Genomic DNA, 15940 nt, shown 5'->3' with positions numbered 1-15940 from the left:
CAGCCACCCGACCGGGCCATACTCCCCCTTGGACGCAGAGCCCCCGGGCCCTTGGTCGTAGATCCAATTGACGGGGCGGAATGCGCCGCCGGTCGGTAGCGGCGCCGCCGGCTCCTGCCCCTAAATGACGGTCTCGACCATCAAGAGGCTCAAACCATGAAAAAAATAATCGGCGTCCTTTCGGTGTCGACCCTGCTGGGTCTGGGTGCCAGTGGCGGCGCCCTGGCCAAGGACGTTTCCTGGAAGGACATCCTTAACGACGCGAAAACCACCGACGACGTGCTGATGTACGGCCTGGGCGTGCAGGCCCAGCGCTACAGCACCCTGACCAACATCAACGCGGACAACGTGGGCATGCTGACGCCGGCCTGGTCGTTCTCGTTCGGCGATGAGAAGCAGCGTGGCCAGGAATCCCAGGCCCTGGTCCACGATGGCGTGATCTACGTGACCGGTTCCTATTCCCGGGTGTTCGCCATCGACGCGCGCACCGGCAAGAAACTCTGGGACTACAGCCACCGGCTGCCGGACGACATCCGGCCCTGCTGCGACGTGGTCAACCGGGGCGCCGCCATCTACGGCGACAAGATCTTCTTCGGTACCCTGGACGCCAGCATCGTGGCGCTCAACAAGGACACCGGCCGGGTGGCGTGGCGCAAGAAGTTCGCCGACCACAAGGTGGGCTACACCATGACCGGAGCGCCCACCATCGTGAAGGATCAGAAGACCGGCAAGGTGCTGCTGATCCACGGCTCCTCCGGGGATGAATTCGGCGTGGTGGGCCGGCTGTTCGCCCGCGACCCGGACAGCGGCGAGGAAATCTGGATGCGGCCCTTCGTGGAAGGCCACATGGGCCGGCTTAACGGCGAGGAAAGCACCCCCAGCGGCGACCCTCGGGCGCCGTCCTGGCCGGACGATCCGGACACCGAAACCGGCAAGGTGAAAGCCTGGAGCCACGGCGGCGGCGCCCCCTGGCAAAGCGCCACCTTCGACCCGGACACCAACACCATCGTCATCGGCGCCGGCAACCCGGCCCCCTGGAACGGCTGGGCGCGCACCGCGCCGGGCGGCGACCCGGGGGACTACGACAGCCTCTACACCTCCGGCCAGGTGGGCGTGGACCCGAGCACCGGCGAGATCAAGTGGTTCTATCAGCACACCCCCAACGACACCTGGGATTTCTCCGGCAACAACGAGATCGTGCTGTTCGACTACCAGGACGAGAATGGCAAGACCCACAAAGCCGGCGCCCACGCCGACCGCAACGGCTTCTTCTACGTCACCGACCGCGCCAGCGGCGAGCTGATCAACGCCTTCCCGTTCGTGGACGGCATCACCTGGGCCAAGGGCATCGACCTGGACACCGGCCGCCCCATCGAGGTGGAAGGCCAGCGCCCGGCGCGGCTCAAGGACGGCGAGACTCGCTCCAAGGCGGTCGAGGTGTCACCGCCGTTCCTGGGCGGCAAGAACTGGAACCCCATGGCCTACAGCCGCGACACCGGCCTGTTCTACGTGCCCGCCAACCATTGGAAAGAGGACTATTGGACCGAGGAAGTGGAATACAAGCCCGGCTCCGCCTATCTGGGCATGGGCTTCCGCATCAAGAAACTGTTCGACGACCATGTGGGCATCCTGCGCGCCATGGACCCGACCACCGGCGACGTGGTCTGGCAGCACAAGGAGAAGATGCCGCTGTGGGCCGGCGTGCTGGCCACCCAGGGCAACCTGGTGTTCACCGGCACCGGCGACGGTTACTTCAAGGCGTTCAACGCGAAAACCGGCGAGGAGCTGTGGAAGTTCCAGGTGGGCACCGGGATCATATCCCCGCCGATCACCTGGGAAATGGACGGCGACCAGTACATCGGCGTGACCGCCGGTTACGGTGGCGCGGTGCCGCTGTGGGGCGGCGACATGGCCGACCTGACCCGGCCGATTTCCCAGGGCGGCTCCTTCTGGGTGTTCAAGCTGCCCGAGTTCGCCAAGAAACTGGCCCGACAATAACCCCCCCGGCCGGCCCTTCGCGGGCCGGCTCCGTTTTCGGAGTTTCCCCATGCGAATCCGAGCCAAGCTTCTGCTCAGCACGCTGCTGGTAATGGCCGGCGCCCTGCTGCTGGATACGCCGCCGCGCGCCGACGACACCTGGACGCCGCCGCGCCACAACGGCTGCGTGCTGGAACGGAAAACCCAATGCCCCGGCGCCGACCTGAGCGGCGCCGTGCTCGCCAACCTGGACCTGCGCGGTGCCGATTTCCAGGGCGCCAACCTGCGCGGCGCCGATCTGCGCCATACGGACCTGCGCGGCGTCAATCTGGCCGACGCCGACCTCGGCGGTGCCGATCTGACCCGCGCCATCCTGATCAGCACCAATCTGCGCGGTGCCGACCTGCGGCAGGCCCGGCTGGTGGCCATCGACAGCTGGAATCTGTTCGCCCAGAAGGCCAACTTCGACGGCGCCGACCTGACCGGAGCCAACCTGGAGTTCGGCCGTCTGACCCGGGCCAGCTGGCGCCACGCGCGCCTGCGGGCGGCCAATCTGGAGATGGCCTGGATGAACAAATCCAACCTGGAGCACGCCGACCTGCGCGACGCCAACCTGCAGGAAACCAAGCTCAACCTGTCGACGCTGGAAGGCGCCGACGTGACCGGCGCGCGCCTGCGCTTCACCAACTTCCAGGGCACCTACATGCGCGATTGCAGCGGCTGCCCCCGAGACTGGTGACCGTGCGCGCCGCGCTGATCGGGGTACTGCTGGCGGCATTGCCGGCGCTGGCCGCCGCCGCGCCCGCCTTCGACGCCGACGGCTACCGGCGCCCGCCCTACCGGGCGCCCACCCCGGCCAGCCTGGACGGCGCCACGGTGCTGGACACCGATGCCCTGGTGGCCCTGCGCCGGCGGCGGCCGGACACGGTGCTGATCGACGTCTACAACGCCACCTGGGCGGCCGGCGGCTTTCTGCTGGAACGCCCCCACCCCAGCCTGCCCGGCGCGGTCTGGCTGCCCAATACCGGCACCACGCCGCTGGCGCCGCGCTGGCGGGCCTACCTGCTGGATCATCTGCGCGCCTTCACCGAGCACGACCGGCAACGGCCGCTGGTGTTCTTCTGCCGCTCCGACTGCTGGCTGTCCTGGAACGCCGCCCGCCGCGCCCTGGCCGCCGGCCATCCGGCGGTGTACTGGTACCCGCTGGGAGTGGACGGCTGGCGCGCCGCCGGGCGCCCGGTCAGCGGGACGAGGCCGGCGCCTCCGGGGCGCTGACGCCGCCCTGCCCCAGGGCCTGCTGCAGGGCCAGCTTCAGCTTCATGGGCTTGAGCGGCTTGTAGAGAAGGGTGTGGCCGCGCCGGGCGCAGCGCTGCTTGAGCGGCTGCTCGCGGTCGGCGGTGACCATGATCACCGGCAGCGGAACCTGGCGGCCGTCGTTGATGCGCTGGGCCACCGCCAGGCCATCGTCGCTGTGCGGGTCCAGGTGGTAATCCATGATCAGCGCCAGGGCCGGGTCCTGGCGGGTGTCCACCTGGCGGCGCAGCGCCGCCAGGGATTCCGCCACCACCACCTCACAGCCCCAGCGCTGCAACAAGGTGCGCATGCCGGCACGGATGGCAGCGTCATTGTCCACCACCCACACCGGCTGGCCGGCCAGGGACACCGCCCCTTCCGTGGCCGGTGCCAGGGACCTTTGTTCGGCGGCGCTGAGGGTGGCCACCGGCAAACGCAGGGAGAAACGGGAGCCACGATGCAGCCGCGAGGTCACCGACAGCGGATGGTCGAGAATGCGGCTGATTTTCTCGACGATGGACAGGCCCAGGCCGAGACCGCGTTCATGGTATTTCACCGCCTGCTTACCGCGCTTGAACTCCTGGAAGATGTCCTCGATCTGGTCCTCGCCGATGCCGATGCCGGTATCCGCCACCACCACCTCCACCTGCTCGCCCCGGCGCCGGCAGCCGAGCAGGATGGAACCGCTGCCGGTGTAGCGGATGGCGTTGGACAGCAGATTGCGCATCACCCGGTTGAGCAGTTGCGGATCGGAGCGCACCACCGCGGAGGTAGGCACGTAACGCAGCCGCAGACCTTCGTGGGCGGCCATTTGCTTGTATTCCTCGGCGAGCACGTCGAGCAGGCGACGCAGCGGAAAGACCACCGGCTCGGCGGTGACCACGCCGGCGTCCAGCTTGGAGGCATCCGCCAGGGTGGTGATCAGCGATTCCAGATCGTGCAGGGCGGTGTTGATGTGGGTGAGCATGAAATCGGTGTTCTGGTCCGGCGCGTCCTGCAAGGCGCTGGTGAACAGGCGCGCGGCGTTGAGCGGCTGCATCAGATCGTGGCTCACCGCCGCCACGAACTTGGTCTTGGAGATGCTGGCCCGCTCCGCCTTGGCGGTGGCTTCGCGCAGGCGTGCTTCCACCCGCCGACGCACCTCGATTTCCTCCAGCAACTGCTGGTTGGCTTCGCGCAGGGCCTGGGTGCGCTCGCGCACCTGCTCGGCGAGCACCACCGAGTGCTGGAAGGCGGCGTAGGGCGCGGTGGGCGCCATGTTGCTCTCCTCCACCCGCTCGATAAGAGCGTCGCAGATGCGCCGCAGGCGGGCGTTCTCCGCCATCAGGCGCGCCTCGTGCAACTGCCAGGGAGATTCCCCGTCAGGATCCCGGGATTCGGTGTCGTCGACCAATGACCACCCCCGTCAGCGTCTGGTTGATGTGCATGCCGTTGAACTGCTCGCCGTAGGTGTTGAAGCCGACCACCTTGTGCTCGCGCAGCAAGGCGGAAGCGGGTTCCGCGAAACCGCCGCTCTCCATCTCCATGCGGCGCAGGCAGCAGTCACAGCCGATGGTGACCCAGGCCGGGCCCAGCCTCGCCTCGATGGCGTTCAGGGTGTCCCGGGTCTCGCCGATCAGCGAGCCGGTGCGCATGGCGGTAAGCACGATGCCGTTCTCCACGGCGCAATAGAACGACAGGCTCAGGTCGTCGTTGACGCGCTGGATGGAGCGCGCGTAGTAGTCGCTGTTGATGCGTACCGCCAGTGGATAGCGGGCGAACACCTCGTCGTTGAGCTCCGCCACCGGCACCCCCACCAGGCGGGCGTATTCCTCCGCCGCCGGGGCCGCGTTCAGTTCCTGCACCACGCGCCGCTCGGCGTCGGCGGCGGTGACCACCAGCTTGCGGGTGTCCGGGCGCAGGTGATGGATGCTGAACACCTCGAAATCCAGGCTGGTGGTGACCATCAGCACGATGGCCGCGTCGCTGTGGAAGGCGCCGTCGCTGTACACATAGGTGCGCGAGAGCCGGTAGTCGTCGCCGGCGGAACCGCCGAAGCTGGTGATGCTGCCCAGGGCCGCGTTGAGGGTGGCGAGCACCAGCTCTTCGTTGACGGAAAGACCGTCCAGAAGCGTCAGCACGAAGCTGTTGTCGGCGCTCACCGGGCCACCGGGGCCGTCCCGGCAGTCACCGAGCAGGCCGTCGGTGAGCTGCTGGGCGTCGGCCAGGGTGAAACCGTCCAGACGTTCGATCAACCGGTGGGAAACGGCGAAGAAGCGGCGGTCGAAACCGATCGCCACCACCGTGTCGCGGTCGTAGCCTCGGGCGGTGATTTCCCCGGCGGAGGTGCAGCCGCACAGGGGCACGCCCTGAAAATCCTCGCTGAGGGCCCCGGCCAGCCGGTCCAGATCGTAATCAATGGAGCAGAAGAACAGCACGAAGCCCAGATTGGGATGGCGCAGGCGCTCCGCCAGCGAGCGCGCCGCCTGCTGCTCATCGCGGGCATCACTGTAGGCGGTGACGACGGCGTACGGGGGTATCGCGGTCATGTCGGCCTCCCGGGGAGACATTGTCGTTGTCATGCTTATTATGCGGCACGCACCGGCGCCCCGGAACAGCGCGGCTCACACCCGCGAGGCCGGGCGGCGCAGATAGGCACCGAAATCAATATCGCCGGCGGCGAGAATCGCCTGCACCCGGTTGGTGGCGCCCAGCTTGCGAAGAATCGCCGACACATGGGCCTTGACCGTGCTCTCGGCGATGTTCAGTTCGTAGGCGATCACCTTGTTCGGCTCGCCCCGGGCCATGCGCTCGAACACCTGGAGCTGCTTGCGGGTAAGCGTTTCCAGCACCTCCGGCGGCACCGCGCTTTCCGGCCGCGCCGGCGCGGCCGCCATGTCGGCGCGGATGATGTCCGAGGGCAGGTAAATGGAACCGGAAAGGATCTGCTCCAGGGCCAGGATCATCTGCTTGCGGGGCGTGGATTTGGTGATGAAACCGACGGCGCCGTAGGTCATGGTCTGCAGAATCACCCGTTTGTCTTCTTCCGCGGACACCACCACCGCCGGCAGGGTGGGAAACTCGTTGCGCAACTGGATCAGGCCGCCCAGGCCCTGCATGCCCGGCATGTTCAGATCCAGCAACACCAGATCCAGGTCGTCGTTGTCGGCGGCCACCTCCAGGGCGGCATCCAGGCTGGAGGCCTCCAGCAGAGTGCTCCCCGGAAAACCGTCGTCGATCACCCGGGCTATGGCCTCGCGAAACAACGGATGGTCATCGGCGATCAGGACCTGGTACATGGCGGGCGGACTCCCTGCGCGGCGCTTCCGGTTATTCTTGCTATCGCGACAGACTACCACGCCGGAACCGGACGCGGACCCCGCCGCCGTCGCATATTCGCCTAAAGTCCTAGTCCGACGGTACTTTGGGCGGTATCGCCCCCGAATGTCACCGAGCCTGAGCTCGTTGCCGTAGGATATCAAGCGATGGAGGATGCCCGGTCAGCGGTCCATGGGCTGGCCGCGGGGGTCCTCGGAGCCGCTGCGCAGGCGGAAGGTGCCTTCGCCAATAATCAGCAACTGGTCGTTCTCGTCGAGGATGTCCACGGTGGAGTTGAAGATGCGGCTGCCACCGGCACGCTTGGTGCCGATGGCACGGATATAACCGAGCCCGGACTGGCCGGTGAAGGTGGTGGTCATGGACAGGGTGATGGCCTTGCGAATGCGGTCCGGATAGGGGCACCAGGTGCCGGCGCAGGCGCCGGCCACGTCCAGCAGGGTGGCGAGCACGCCACCGTGCACGCGATCAGCCAGGTTCAGATGGCGTTGCTCCACCTTGAGGCCGAGCACCGCCCGGCCCTCTTCCCACTCCAGAAACTCAAAGCCCAGCAGAGCCGGAAAACCATAATCGAACTTGCGGGAGGCCGTGGCCATGTCCATTTTCATTCAACGGGTCTCGTCATACTTCCCGGCCCTGCACCATTTGTCGGACCTGATCCACGACCTCCTTGAGGCGTGGGCCGAGATTCTCGATCAGAATTCGACGGCTCAGCCGTAACGACGAGCCGCCACAATTAAACGGCACCACCTGGCCGCCGTTATCCAGGATCAGCGGCACGCCCACGGCGCTCACATCCCGGTTCCATTCTCCGTCGGAAGTGACGAAGCCATACTCCTGATATTCCTTGCAGGCACGCTGCAGGCCGCGCTGCACCTCCGGCCAGGCGTCCGGGTTCTGGGCGCGGATCGCCTCATAGTAAGGCTCACGCTCGTTCTCCGGCAGCGCCGCCAGCAGAGCACGGCCCGCCGCCGAAGTGCCGGTGGCGACCCGGGACCCCACGGAAAGGCGCAGCACCAGCGGGCCGGAGCCCTGGCACACCTGAATGTAGGTCATGGAGGCACCGTCCGGGGCGGCGATGGCCACCATGCAGTCGGTGGCGTCGGCCAGCTCCTGCATGAACGGCCGGGCGATGTCGCGCACCCCCTCGCTGGCCAGGTAGCGGTAGCCGAGATCCAGTACCCCCGGGCCGAGCCGGTACTTTTCCAGATTTTCCGCGTAGCGCAGGTAACCGAGCTGGGTCAGCGTGGCGGTCATCCGCGACACCGTGGGGCGCGGAATATTGGTGCGCTTGGCCAGTTCGGCGTTGCCCAGGTACTCATCGGACGGACCGAAACAGCGCAGGATATCCAGGCCCCGGGCCAGGGCGGTCACGAAATTGCGGTCCTTCTCCGCGGCTCCGTCTTTTCCAAGAGCGGCTCGTCGCATGGGTTGTCTTCCTCAGTCAGGCTTCGGGATGAATTTCTTTTATAGTTGTTTATAAAACCGGCAAATATATCAAAAAGCCGTTTCACATAGGACCCCTTTTCGGGGGCCCCGCTCGGTGTCGTTATCGGTTGGTTCAGTGCTTCATGCCGGGCAGGTTCAGCGAGGCGGTGTTGCCGCCATCCACCGCCAGCGCCTGGCCGGTGACGTAGCTGGCATCGTCGCTGGCCAGAAACGCCATGGCCGCGGCGATTTCCTCGGGCCGGCCATAGCGGCGCAGTTCGCAACGGCTGCCCAGTTTTTCTTCCTTGTTACGCTCGCGGGCGTAATCGAACACCGGCTTGGTCATGCCGGTTTCAATCAGCCCCGGGCAGATCGCATTGACGCGCACGTTGTACTGGCCCAGATCGCAGGCGGCGGTCTTGGTCAGGTTGATCACCGCCGCCTTGGAAGCGCTGTAGGCGTTGCCGCCGGCGCCGGAACGAATCCCCGCCACCGAGGCGGTATTGACGATGGCGCCGCCGCCCTGCTCGCGCATGTGGCGACCCACGGCGCGGGTGAAGAACACCGGGCCGAGCAGATTGACGTTGAGAATCGCCCGCCAGGTATCGGTGTCGGTCTCCGTGATGCCGGAATAATCCCCGCCAGCGATGCCGGCGTTGTTGCACAGGGCATGAATACGGCCCCGCTCGGCGATCACCGCCGCCACCAGCGCGTCCACGGCGGCTTCATCGGAAACATCCAGGGCCCGGGTCATCACCTCGGTGCCCTCCGGCAGCGCGGCGCGGGTTTCTTCCAGGCCGGCTTCGTCGCGATCCACCAACACCAGGCCGGCGCCCTCTTCCGCGAAGCGGCGGGCCGCCGCGCGACCGATGCCGCTGGCCGCGCCGGTGATCAGGACGGTGCGTTGCTGGAATCGCTGCATGATGCTCTCCTCAAGACTTTTATAATTTTGCTGGAAGATGACACGGCGGCGGCAACCGGTCAAGATTTTGGAACAGCATTCCAAAAATAGACTGGGCAGAAACAGCCGAATATGGCAGGTTGGAAACCCGGCAGCGCGTTTCAACTTTCAACTTTCAAATCATTTACCCAGGGAGAGTGTTTCATGAGCCATTTGGCGCAGTTTTATATCAATGGCCGTTGGGTGGCGCCCGGCGCTGACGCACGGCCCTTCGAGGTGATCAACCCGGCCACCGAGGCCAGCGAAGGCACCGTGTATCTGGCCGGCCATGGCGATGTGGACGCGGCCATCCAGGCCGCCCGTGACGCCTTCGACGGCTTCGCCGGCCTGCCGCTGGAGGAGCGGCTGGCGATGCTGGAGCGCCTGATGGGCGCCTACCAGAAACGCCTGGACGACATGGCCGACGCCATCAGCCGGGAAATGGGCGCGCCGCGCCACGGTCTGGCGGCCAAGGTGCAGGCCCCCATGGGCCTGGGTCATATCAAGGCCACCCTGGACGCCGCCAAGGGCTTTGAGTTCGAACAAACCCTGGGGCGCGCCACCGTGCGCCGCGAGCCGGCCGGCGTGGCGGCCCTGATCACGCCCTGGAACTGGCCCATGAACCAGGTGCTGTGCAAGGTGGCGCCGGCCATTGCCGCCGGCTGCACCATGGTGCTCAAGCCCAGCGAGTTCGCGCCGCTGTCCGCCATGGTGCTGGCCGAGATCGTCGATGAGGCCGGCCTGCCCGCCGGTGTGTTCAACATGATCTACGGCGACGGCGCCGAGGTGGGCCCGATGCTGTCCTCCGACCCGCGCGTGGACATGGTGTCGCTGACCGGCTCCACCCGCGCCGGTGCCTCGGTGAGCAAGGAGGCCGCCGACACGTTCAAGCGCGTGTCCCTGGAACTGGGTGGCAAGTCCGCCAACATCATCCTGCCGGACGCGGACTTCCAGAAAGCGGTGGGCCACGGCGTGCAATCGATGATGAACAACACCGGCCAGAGCTGTAACGCGCCCTCGCGGATGCTGGTGCCGGCGGACAAGCTGGGCGAGGCGGAAGCCATCGCCGCCCAGGTGTGCGAGAAACTGAAAGTGGGCGATCCCCGGGACGAGAGCAGCAAACTGGGCCCGATCGCCAACGAGCGCCAGTTCAAGCGCGTGCAATCGCTGATCGAGAAAGGCATCGAGGAAGGCGCCAAGCTGGTGTGCGGCGGCCCCGGCAAGCCGGACGGCCTGGACAAGGGTTTCTACGCCCGGCCCACGGTGTTCAGCCAGGTCAACAACCAGATGCTGATCGCCCGCGAGGAAATCTTCGGCCCGGTACTGGTGATCATGCCTTACCAGAGCGTGGATGAGGCGGTAGCCATCGCCAACGACTCCGACTATGGCCTGTCCGGCTATGTGTATGGCGCCACCGTGGAGGACGCCGCCGAGGTGGCCGCGCGGCTGCGCACCGGCATGGTCCACCTGAACGGCGCGCAGTTGGACCTGCCGGCTCCGTTTGGCGGCTACAAGCATTCCGGCATCGGCCGCGAATGGGGCGTCTACGGGCTGGAGGAATTCCTGGAAACCAAATCCGTGTTCCATCCCTGAGGGCCGGACCACCATGACCTATCAAACCCTCAAGGTCTCCGTGGACGATGGCGTGGCGCTGATCACCCTGGACCGCCCCGATCAGCTCAACGCCATGAACGCGGATTTCTGGAACGAACTGCCGGCGGCGGTGCGCGCCCTGGATACCGGCGGCGACGTGCGCGTCATCGTTATCAACGCCAACGGCAAGCACTTCACCGCCGGCCTGGACCTGGGCATGTTCGGCGCTCCGCCGGACCCGGCTGATCGCACCGCCCGGGTGCAGAAGGCGGCGCGCTTCCGCCAGCACACCGCGCTGATGCAGCAAACCTTCAGCGCCCTGGAAGACTGCCGGGTGCCGGTGATCGCCGCGCTGCATGGCGGCTGCATCGGCGGTGGCGTGGACCTGATCAGCGCCTGCGATTTGCGCTACGCCAGCGCCGACGCCTTCCTGACCATCTATGAAATCAACGTCGGGCTGACCGCCGACGTGGGTACCTTCCCGCGCCTGTGCAAGCTGCTGCCGGAGGGCATCGTGCGCGAACTGGCCTACACCGGGCGGCGCATGGGTGCCGAGGAAGCGGAGCAGCGGGGCTTGTTCAACGCGGTGCTGGACGACCGCGAGGCGACCCTGAAAAAAGCGCTGGAAGTGGCCCGTGAGATCGCCGGCAAGTCACCCCTGGCGGTGCACGGCTGCAAACGCATGATCACCTACGCCCGGGATCACAACACCGCCGACGCGCTCGACTATGTGGTGACCTGGAACGCCGGCATGCTGCACGTGGAAGAGGTACAAGCCGCCATCGAGGCGGGCCAGCATGGCGGTGACGGCGACTTCACGCCCCTGCCGCCACTGGCCGGCAAGGTCGAAGGCGGCGTCTGAAAGCACGGCGCGGCCGCGCCTTCAAGGGCGGCCGCGCGGCGCTTGTCGTTACACGTTCAGGAAATTCAATGGCAACCCCGGACGCTCCCAGGGCATGGACACCAGTTTGCCGGCGCTGGACAGGGTGATGTAGGCGGTGCGCAGATCCTCGCCACCAAAACAAATATTGGTGGTCACCAGATCGTCGGTGGGCACATGCCGCACGCTGGCGCCATCCGGCGAGAAGATGGTGATGCCGGAATGGAAGATGGTGGCGACGCAAATGTTGCCGTCCGCGTCCACCGCCAGGGAATCGAAGTAGCAGAATTCCGACGGCTGCCCCACCAGACGACCCGGCAACAGCCCGCCTTCCGGTCGCGCCACCTCCCCTTCGCCGATGATGTCCATGGCCCACAACCGGCCCGGCATGGTATCCGCCACGTACACGGTTTTTTCATCCGGTGACAGGCCCACGCCGTTGGCAGTGGGGATCGGGAACACCGCTTCACGCACCAGGGACCCGTCGGTGCGGGCGTAGTACAGGCCGCCCCGGTCCTGGCTACGGCCCCGCCCCTTGCCCAGGTCGGTGAACCAGAAGCCGCCCTGCCTGTCGAACACGATGTCGTTGGGGCCCTTGAGCGGTTCGCCATTCACTTCCGTGTACAGCACTTCCACTTTGCCGGTATCCAGATCGATGCGCTCGATGCGACCACCGGAATAATCCTCGGGCATGTCGCCGGGGATCAGCAAACCGTCCTTTTCGTGGAACTGCATGCCGCCGTTGTTGCACACATAGCAGGCCCCGTCGGGGCCGATGGCGGCGCCATTGGGGCCACCGCCAGGCTCGGCGACGGTTTCCTTGCGACCATCCGGATACACCCGGGTGAGCCGGCCGGCGGCGATCTCCACCACGATGAAGGTGCCGTCGGGCATGGCGATGGGGCCTTCGGGAAATCGCAGACCATCGGTGATAACCGTGTAATCGGACATGTTTATCCTTTTTCGTTGAACATGGCGATGCGGCCGCCATCCACCACCAGATCGTGGCTGTTGATGAAGCTGCCTTCGTCGCTGGCCAGGAAGACGGCGGCGTAGGCGATGTCGTCCGCCAGGCCGGCGCGCGGCAACGGCGTGGCCTTGGCCAGGTTGCTCTGCAGCTTTTCCATCTTGCGCTGGTTTTCCTCGTCACTGAGGTTCTGGGCACGCTCGGACCCGCCCCAGAAAATCGGCGTGGCCACGGCCCCCGGCGAGATGGCGTTGACGCGAATATTGAACGGACCCAGCTCGGCACCGGCCAGACGCGTCATGTGCGCCACCGCCGCCTTGGCGCCGGAATACAGATAGCCACCCTGGTTGAGACGGTGCCCGGCGATGCTGGCGTTGTTGATGATGCTGCCGCCGCCGCTTTCCTTCATTACCCGGGCGGCGTGCTTGACGCCGAACGCCGGCGCGCCCACCAGCAGCCGCATGATGCGCGCGAATTCCTGCTCGTCGAAGGAATCCACGGTGGTTCGATCGCCGGCGCCGGCATTGTTGAACAGGCAGTCCAGACGACCGAAACGGTCGATGGTGAAATCCACCAGCGCCGCGATGTCGTCCTCGCTCATGATGTCGGTGCGCTTGAACAGGGCCCGCTCGCCCAGTTCCTCGGCCAGCGCCTCGCCCTTGTCCTGGGAACGGCCTGCCAGCACCACGGTGGCGCCTTCCTCGATGAAGCGTCGCGCGGTGGCCTCGCCGATGCCGGAGGTGGCGCCGGTGATGATGGTGATTTTATCCGCCAGACGATTGCTCATTTCACTCTCCCGATATTGAGTCGCAGGAGCGGCGGTCCCACCGCTCCTGCAGCTGATGCGTTAAAACGCCGAGACGCCGCCGTCCACGGCAATGGCCTGCCCGTTCATGTAGGTGTTCGCCGGCGATAGCAACATAAGCATCACGGCGACGATCTCCTCCGGCTCGCCAATGCGCTTCATGGGGCTGCCGGCGGCCATCATCGCCAGGGTCTTTTCCGCCTCGCCACCGCTGGCCAGGCCGTCGCCCTCGAGCAGGGGGGTTCGGGTGTAATACGGGCAGATCGCGTTGACGCGGATATTCTTGCGGCCACATTCCACCGCCGCGGTGCGGGTCAGGCCGATCACCGCGTGCTTGGAGGCGGCGTAGGCGCCGATCTTGGGCCCGCCACCGATGCCCGCCATGGAACTGGTGTTGAGGATGGCGCCGCCACCGCTTTGGCGCAGGGCCGGAATCTGATACTTCATGCCGAACATCACGCCTTTCACGTTGACGTTCATCTGCTGATCGAGCACCTCTTCGGTGAGTTCCTCGACGCCGATGAAACCGTGGGCGATGCCGGCGTTGTTGGCGGCCAGGTCGAGCCGGCCAAAATGTTCCAGGGCGGTATCGACCATTGCCTTGCAGTCGTCCTCGGACGATACGTCACAGCGACGGGACAACGCCTGCACGCCGCCCGCTTCCAGGTCCGCCACCAGTTTATCCAGCGCGTCCATGTTGATGTCGCCGAGCACCAGGCGGGCACCGCGCTTGCCCAGCTCGGCGGCCAGACCGCGACCGAAACCGCTGGCGGCGCCGGTGATCAGCGCCACCTTGCCGGTGAAATCCAGCATCGGGTCCATAAGAACCTCCATCAAGCGCCGTTTATATGGTGAAACCGCCGTCGACCACCACGCATTCGCCGGTGACATAGCTGGATGCATCGGACACCAGGTACAGCACGGTGCCGGCCATTTCCCTGGGCTCCGCGTGGCGGTGCATGGGGATCTGGGCGATGGCGCGCTTGTAGATTTCTTCCTGCTGGAACAGGGCGCCGGCGAACTTGGTCTTGGTCAAGCCGGGCAGCAGGGCATTGACGCGCACGTTGAACTCGGCGCATTCCATGGCGAAGGATTTGGTCATGCTGATCACCGCCGCCTTGGAAATCGAGTAGATGCCCTGCATCGGGCCCGGCGACAGGCCGTTGATGGAGGCGGTGTTGACGATGGCGCCGCCGCCGTTGTCGCGCATCAGCCTGGCGCCTTCCACGGACATGTAGAAGTAGCCGCGCAGGTTCACGTCCACGGTCTTGTCGAAGGCGGACACCGGGGTGTCCAGGATGTGGCCGAAGTAGGGGTTGGCGGCGGCGTTGTTGACCAGGATGTCGAGCTTGCCGTGGGTGCTTTTGATGTGCTCGAAGATCGCTTCGATCTGGGCCATCTCGCCGATGTGGCAGGCGAACGCCTCGGCGCTGCCGCCGGCTTCGTTGATGGCGTCGGCCACCGCCTGGCAGCCGTCGATCTTGCGGCTGGAAACGATGACGTGGGCGCCCTGCTCCGCCAGCAGCCTGGCGATTTCCTCGCCAATACCACGGCTGGCGCCGGTCACCAGGGCAATCTTGCCGTTCAGATCAAACAGATTGGTGCTCATAAAATCTCTCCCGTTATCGTTTTAAGCGCCTTCGCGGACGATCCGCATGGCCATTTGCGCCAGGGGCTCGACCACCTGACCGACGGCGGCGGCTTTCTTGCTGGAAGCGTTACCGTCCTGGGCGCGCTTGGCGACGCCCTGGGCAATGGCCGCCAGGCGGAAAAAGCTGAACGCCAGATAAAACTCCCAATGGTCGATGTGGTCGATGCCGCGACGCTGGCAGTACATGGCCACGTATTCCTTTTCGGTGGGAATGCCCAGCGCCGACCGGTCCTTGCCCTGCAGGCCGGACAGGTTGCCGCCCTGCTGCGGCATGCGCAGCTGCATGCACTGGTAGGCCAGGTCCGCCAGCGGGTGACCCAGGGTGGACAGCTCCCAGTCGAGCACGGCGATCACGCGCGGCTCCTCGGGGTGCCACATCATGTTGTCCAGCCGGTAATCGCCGTGCACCAGGGATACCTGGCCATCGTCGGCGGGCTGGTGTTGCTCCAGCCAGACCATCAAATCCTCCATGGCCTGGATGTGGTTGATCTCGGAGGCTCGGTATTGCTTGCTCCAGCGGCCCAGCTGCCGCTCGAAGTAGCTGCCCGGCTTGCCGTAATCGGTGAGGCCGGCGGCCTCCAGATCCACCTCGTGGAGCGCCGCCAGCACGCGGTTCATCTCGGTGTACATGGCGGTGCGGGCGGCGTTGTCCACCTCGGGGATGGCCGCGTCCCAGAAGATCCGGCCCTGGCAGAACTCCATCAGGTAGAACATGGAACCGATGACGTCCCGGTCCTCGCACAGGTGATGCATGCGCGGCACCGGCACGGCGGTGTCACGCAAGGCACTCATCACGCGGAACTCCCGATCCACGGCATGGGCGGACTTGAGCAGCTTGCCCGGCGGCTGCCGGCGCAGCACATACTCGCCGGAGGCGGCGCGGATATGGAAGGTGGGATTGGACTGGCCGCCGTCGAACTTGGTGGCGGTCAGCGGGCCCTGGAAACCGTCCACATGGGTTTCCAGGTATGCGGCGAGACGTTCGGTATCCAGCGTGTCCACCTGGGACATGGGCATCCTCCTTAAAAAAACAAAGTTGAAAGCGACAAGTTAAAAGTTGAAACGCGTGCACGGCCTGGGCGGTTACCCAA

At 66.0% G+C, this 15940-nt stretch carries 16 protein-coding genes; 5 read left to right on the top strand and 11 right to left on the bottom strand.

From position 1 onward, the window contains the following. The first annotated feature begins 156 nt into the window (after positions 1-156). Genes ACLD02_RS08045 through ACLD02_RS08035 form a run of 3 tightly spaced genes read left to right on the top strand, consistent with a single transcriptional unit; the run spans position 157 to position 3252 of the window. Entirely contained in the window at positions 157-1998 is a 1842-nt protein-coding gene (locus ACLD02_RS08045) for a PQQ-dependent methanol/ethanol family dehydrogenase (RefSeq protein ID WP_410298398.1), read from the top strand. Positions 1999-2047: 49 nt separating this feature from the next. Next, positions 2048-2716 carry a pentapeptide repeat-containing protein gene (locus ACLD02_RS08040; RefSeq protein ID WP_410298397.1) on the top strand — a complete coding sequence of 223 codons (669 nt, stop codon included), beginning with the start codon at positions 2048-2050 and terminating at the stop codon, positions 2714-2716. Continuing rightward, positions 2713-3252 (top strand): rhodanese-like domain-containing protein, encoded by a 540-nt coding sequence (locus ACLD02_RS08035; RefSeq protein ID WP_410298396.1) that lies wholly within the window; start codon positions 2713-2715, stop codon positions 3250-3252. The genes ACLD02_RS08040 and ACLD02_RS08035 overlap by 4 nt, the downstream gene beginning before the upstream one ends. Here ACLD02_RS08035 and ACLD02_RS08030 read toward each other — a convergent pair. From ACLD02_RS08030 to ACLD02_RS08005, 6 genes are all read right to left on the bottom strand, one after another. Continuing rightward, positions 3218-4663 (bottom strand): hybrid sensor histidine kinase/response regulator, encoded by a 1446-nt coding sequence (locus tag ACLD02_RS08030; protein WP_410298395.1) that lies wholly within the window; start codon positions 4661-4663, stop codon positions 3218-3220. The genes ACLD02_RS08035 and ACLD02_RS08030 overlap by 35 nt on opposite strands. After that, positions 4632-5798: a nitric oxide-sensing protein NosP gene (gene nosP / locus ACLD02_RS08025; RefSeq protein WP_410298394.1), complete on the bottom strand. Its 1167-nt coding sequence runs from the start codon at positions 5796-5798 to the stop codon at positions 4632-4634. The genes ACLD02_RS08030 and nosP overlap by 32 nt, the downstream gene beginning before the upstream one ends. 75 nt (positions 5799-5873) lie before the next feature. Beyond that, positions 5874-6548: a response regulator gene (locus tag ACLD02_RS08020; RefSeq protein ID WP_410298393.1), complete on the bottom strand. Its 675-nt coding sequence runs from the start codon at positions 6546-6548 to the stop codon at positions 5874-5876. 201 nt (positions 6549-6749) lie between these two features. Beyond that, on the bottom strand, positions 6750-7193 hold the full coding sequence (locus tag ACLD02_RS08015; RefSeq protein ID WP_203100606.1) for a PaaI family thioesterase: 444 nt from the start codon (positions 7191-7193) through the stop codon (positions 6750-6752). Between the two features lie 13 nt (positions 7194-7206). Then, a complete protein-coding gene (locus ACLD02_RS08010; RefSeq protein WP_161383141.1) occupies positions 7207-8013 on the bottom strand; it encodes an IclR family transcriptional regulator in 807 nt (268 codons plus the stop codon). A gap of 133 nt (positions 8014-8146) precedes the next feature. Then, the gene (locus tag ACLD02_RS08005; protein ID WP_203100604.1) at positions 8147-8935 is read right to left on the bottom strand and encodes an SDR family NAD(P)-dependent oxidoreductase; all 789 of its coding nucleotides are present in this window, start codon (positions 8933-8935) and stop codon (positions 8147-8149) included. Positions 8936-9118: 183 nt separating this feature from the next. Here ACLD02_RS08005 and ACLD02_RS08000 point away from each other — a divergent pair, with 183 nt between their 5' ends. Both ACLD02_RS08000 and ACLD02_RS07995 read left to right on the top strand, forming a co-directional pair. Continuing rightward, on the top strand, positions 9119-10546 hold the full coding sequence (locus tag ACLD02_RS08000) for an aldehyde dehydrogenase family protein (RefSeq protein ID WP_410298391.1): 1428 nt from the start codon (positions 9119-9121) through the stop codon (positions 10544-10546). 13 nt (positions 10547-10559) lie between these two features. Next, positions 10560-11408, top strand: a complete 849-nt coding sequence (locus ACLD02_RS07995) for a crotonase/enoyl-CoA hydratase family protein (protein ID WP_410298390.1) — start codon at positions 10560-10562, stop codon at positions 11406-11408. A gap of 48 nt (positions 11409-11456) precedes the next feature. On the opposite strand, the gene ACLD02_RS07990 is transcribed toward ACLD02_RS07995, so the two are convergent. The 5 genes from ACLD02_RS07990 to ACLD02_RS07970 are packed head-to-tail and all read right to left on the bottom strand — an operon-like array spanning position 11457 to position 15860. After that, complete coding sequence (locus ACLD02_RS07990; RefSeq protein WP_410298389.1) at positions 11457-12377, bottom strand: SMP-30/gluconolactonase/LRE family protein; 921 nt, start codon at positions 12375-12377, stop codon at positions 11457-11459. 2 nt (positions 12378-12379) lie between these two features. Next, the gene (locus ACLD02_RS07985) at positions 12380-13180 is read right to left on the bottom strand and encodes an SDR family NAD(P)-dependent oxidoreductase (protein ID WP_410298387.1); all 801 of its coding nucleotides are present in this window, start codon (positions 13178-13180) and stop codon (positions 12380-12382) included. 60 nt (positions 13181-13240) lie between these two features. Continuing rightward, positions 13241-14020 carry an SDR family NAD(P)-dependent oxidoreductase gene (locus ACLD02_RS07980; protein ID WP_203100594.1) on the bottom strand — a complete coding sequence of 260 codons (780 nt, stop codon included), beginning with the start codon at positions 14018-14020 and terminating at the stop codon, positions 13241-13243. Positions 14021-14042: 22 nt separating this feature from the next. Then, complete coding sequence (locus tag ACLD02_RS07975; RefSeq protein ID WP_203100593.1) at positions 14043-14807, bottom strand: SDR family oxidoreductase; 765 nt, start codon at positions 14805-14807, stop codon at positions 14043-14045. 21 nt (positions 14808-14828) lie between these two features. After that, positions 14829-15860, bottom strand: coding sequence for a phosphotransferase (locus ACLD02_RS07970; protein WP_203100591.1), 1032 nt, complete (start codon positions 15858-15860; stop codon positions 14829-14831). Positions 15861-15940 lie beyond the last annotated feature (80 nt).

This window comes from Alloalcanivorax sp. C16-2 (genome assembly GCF_046507615.1).
Taxonomy (GTDB): domain Bacteria; phylum Pseudomonadota; class Gammaproteobacteria; order Pseudomonadales; family Alcanivoracaceae; genus Alloalcanivorax; species Alloalcanivorax marinus_A.
The sequence above is the reverse complement of the archived record's forward strand: the minus strand, read 5'-3'. Positions and strand labels throughout refer to the sequence as shown.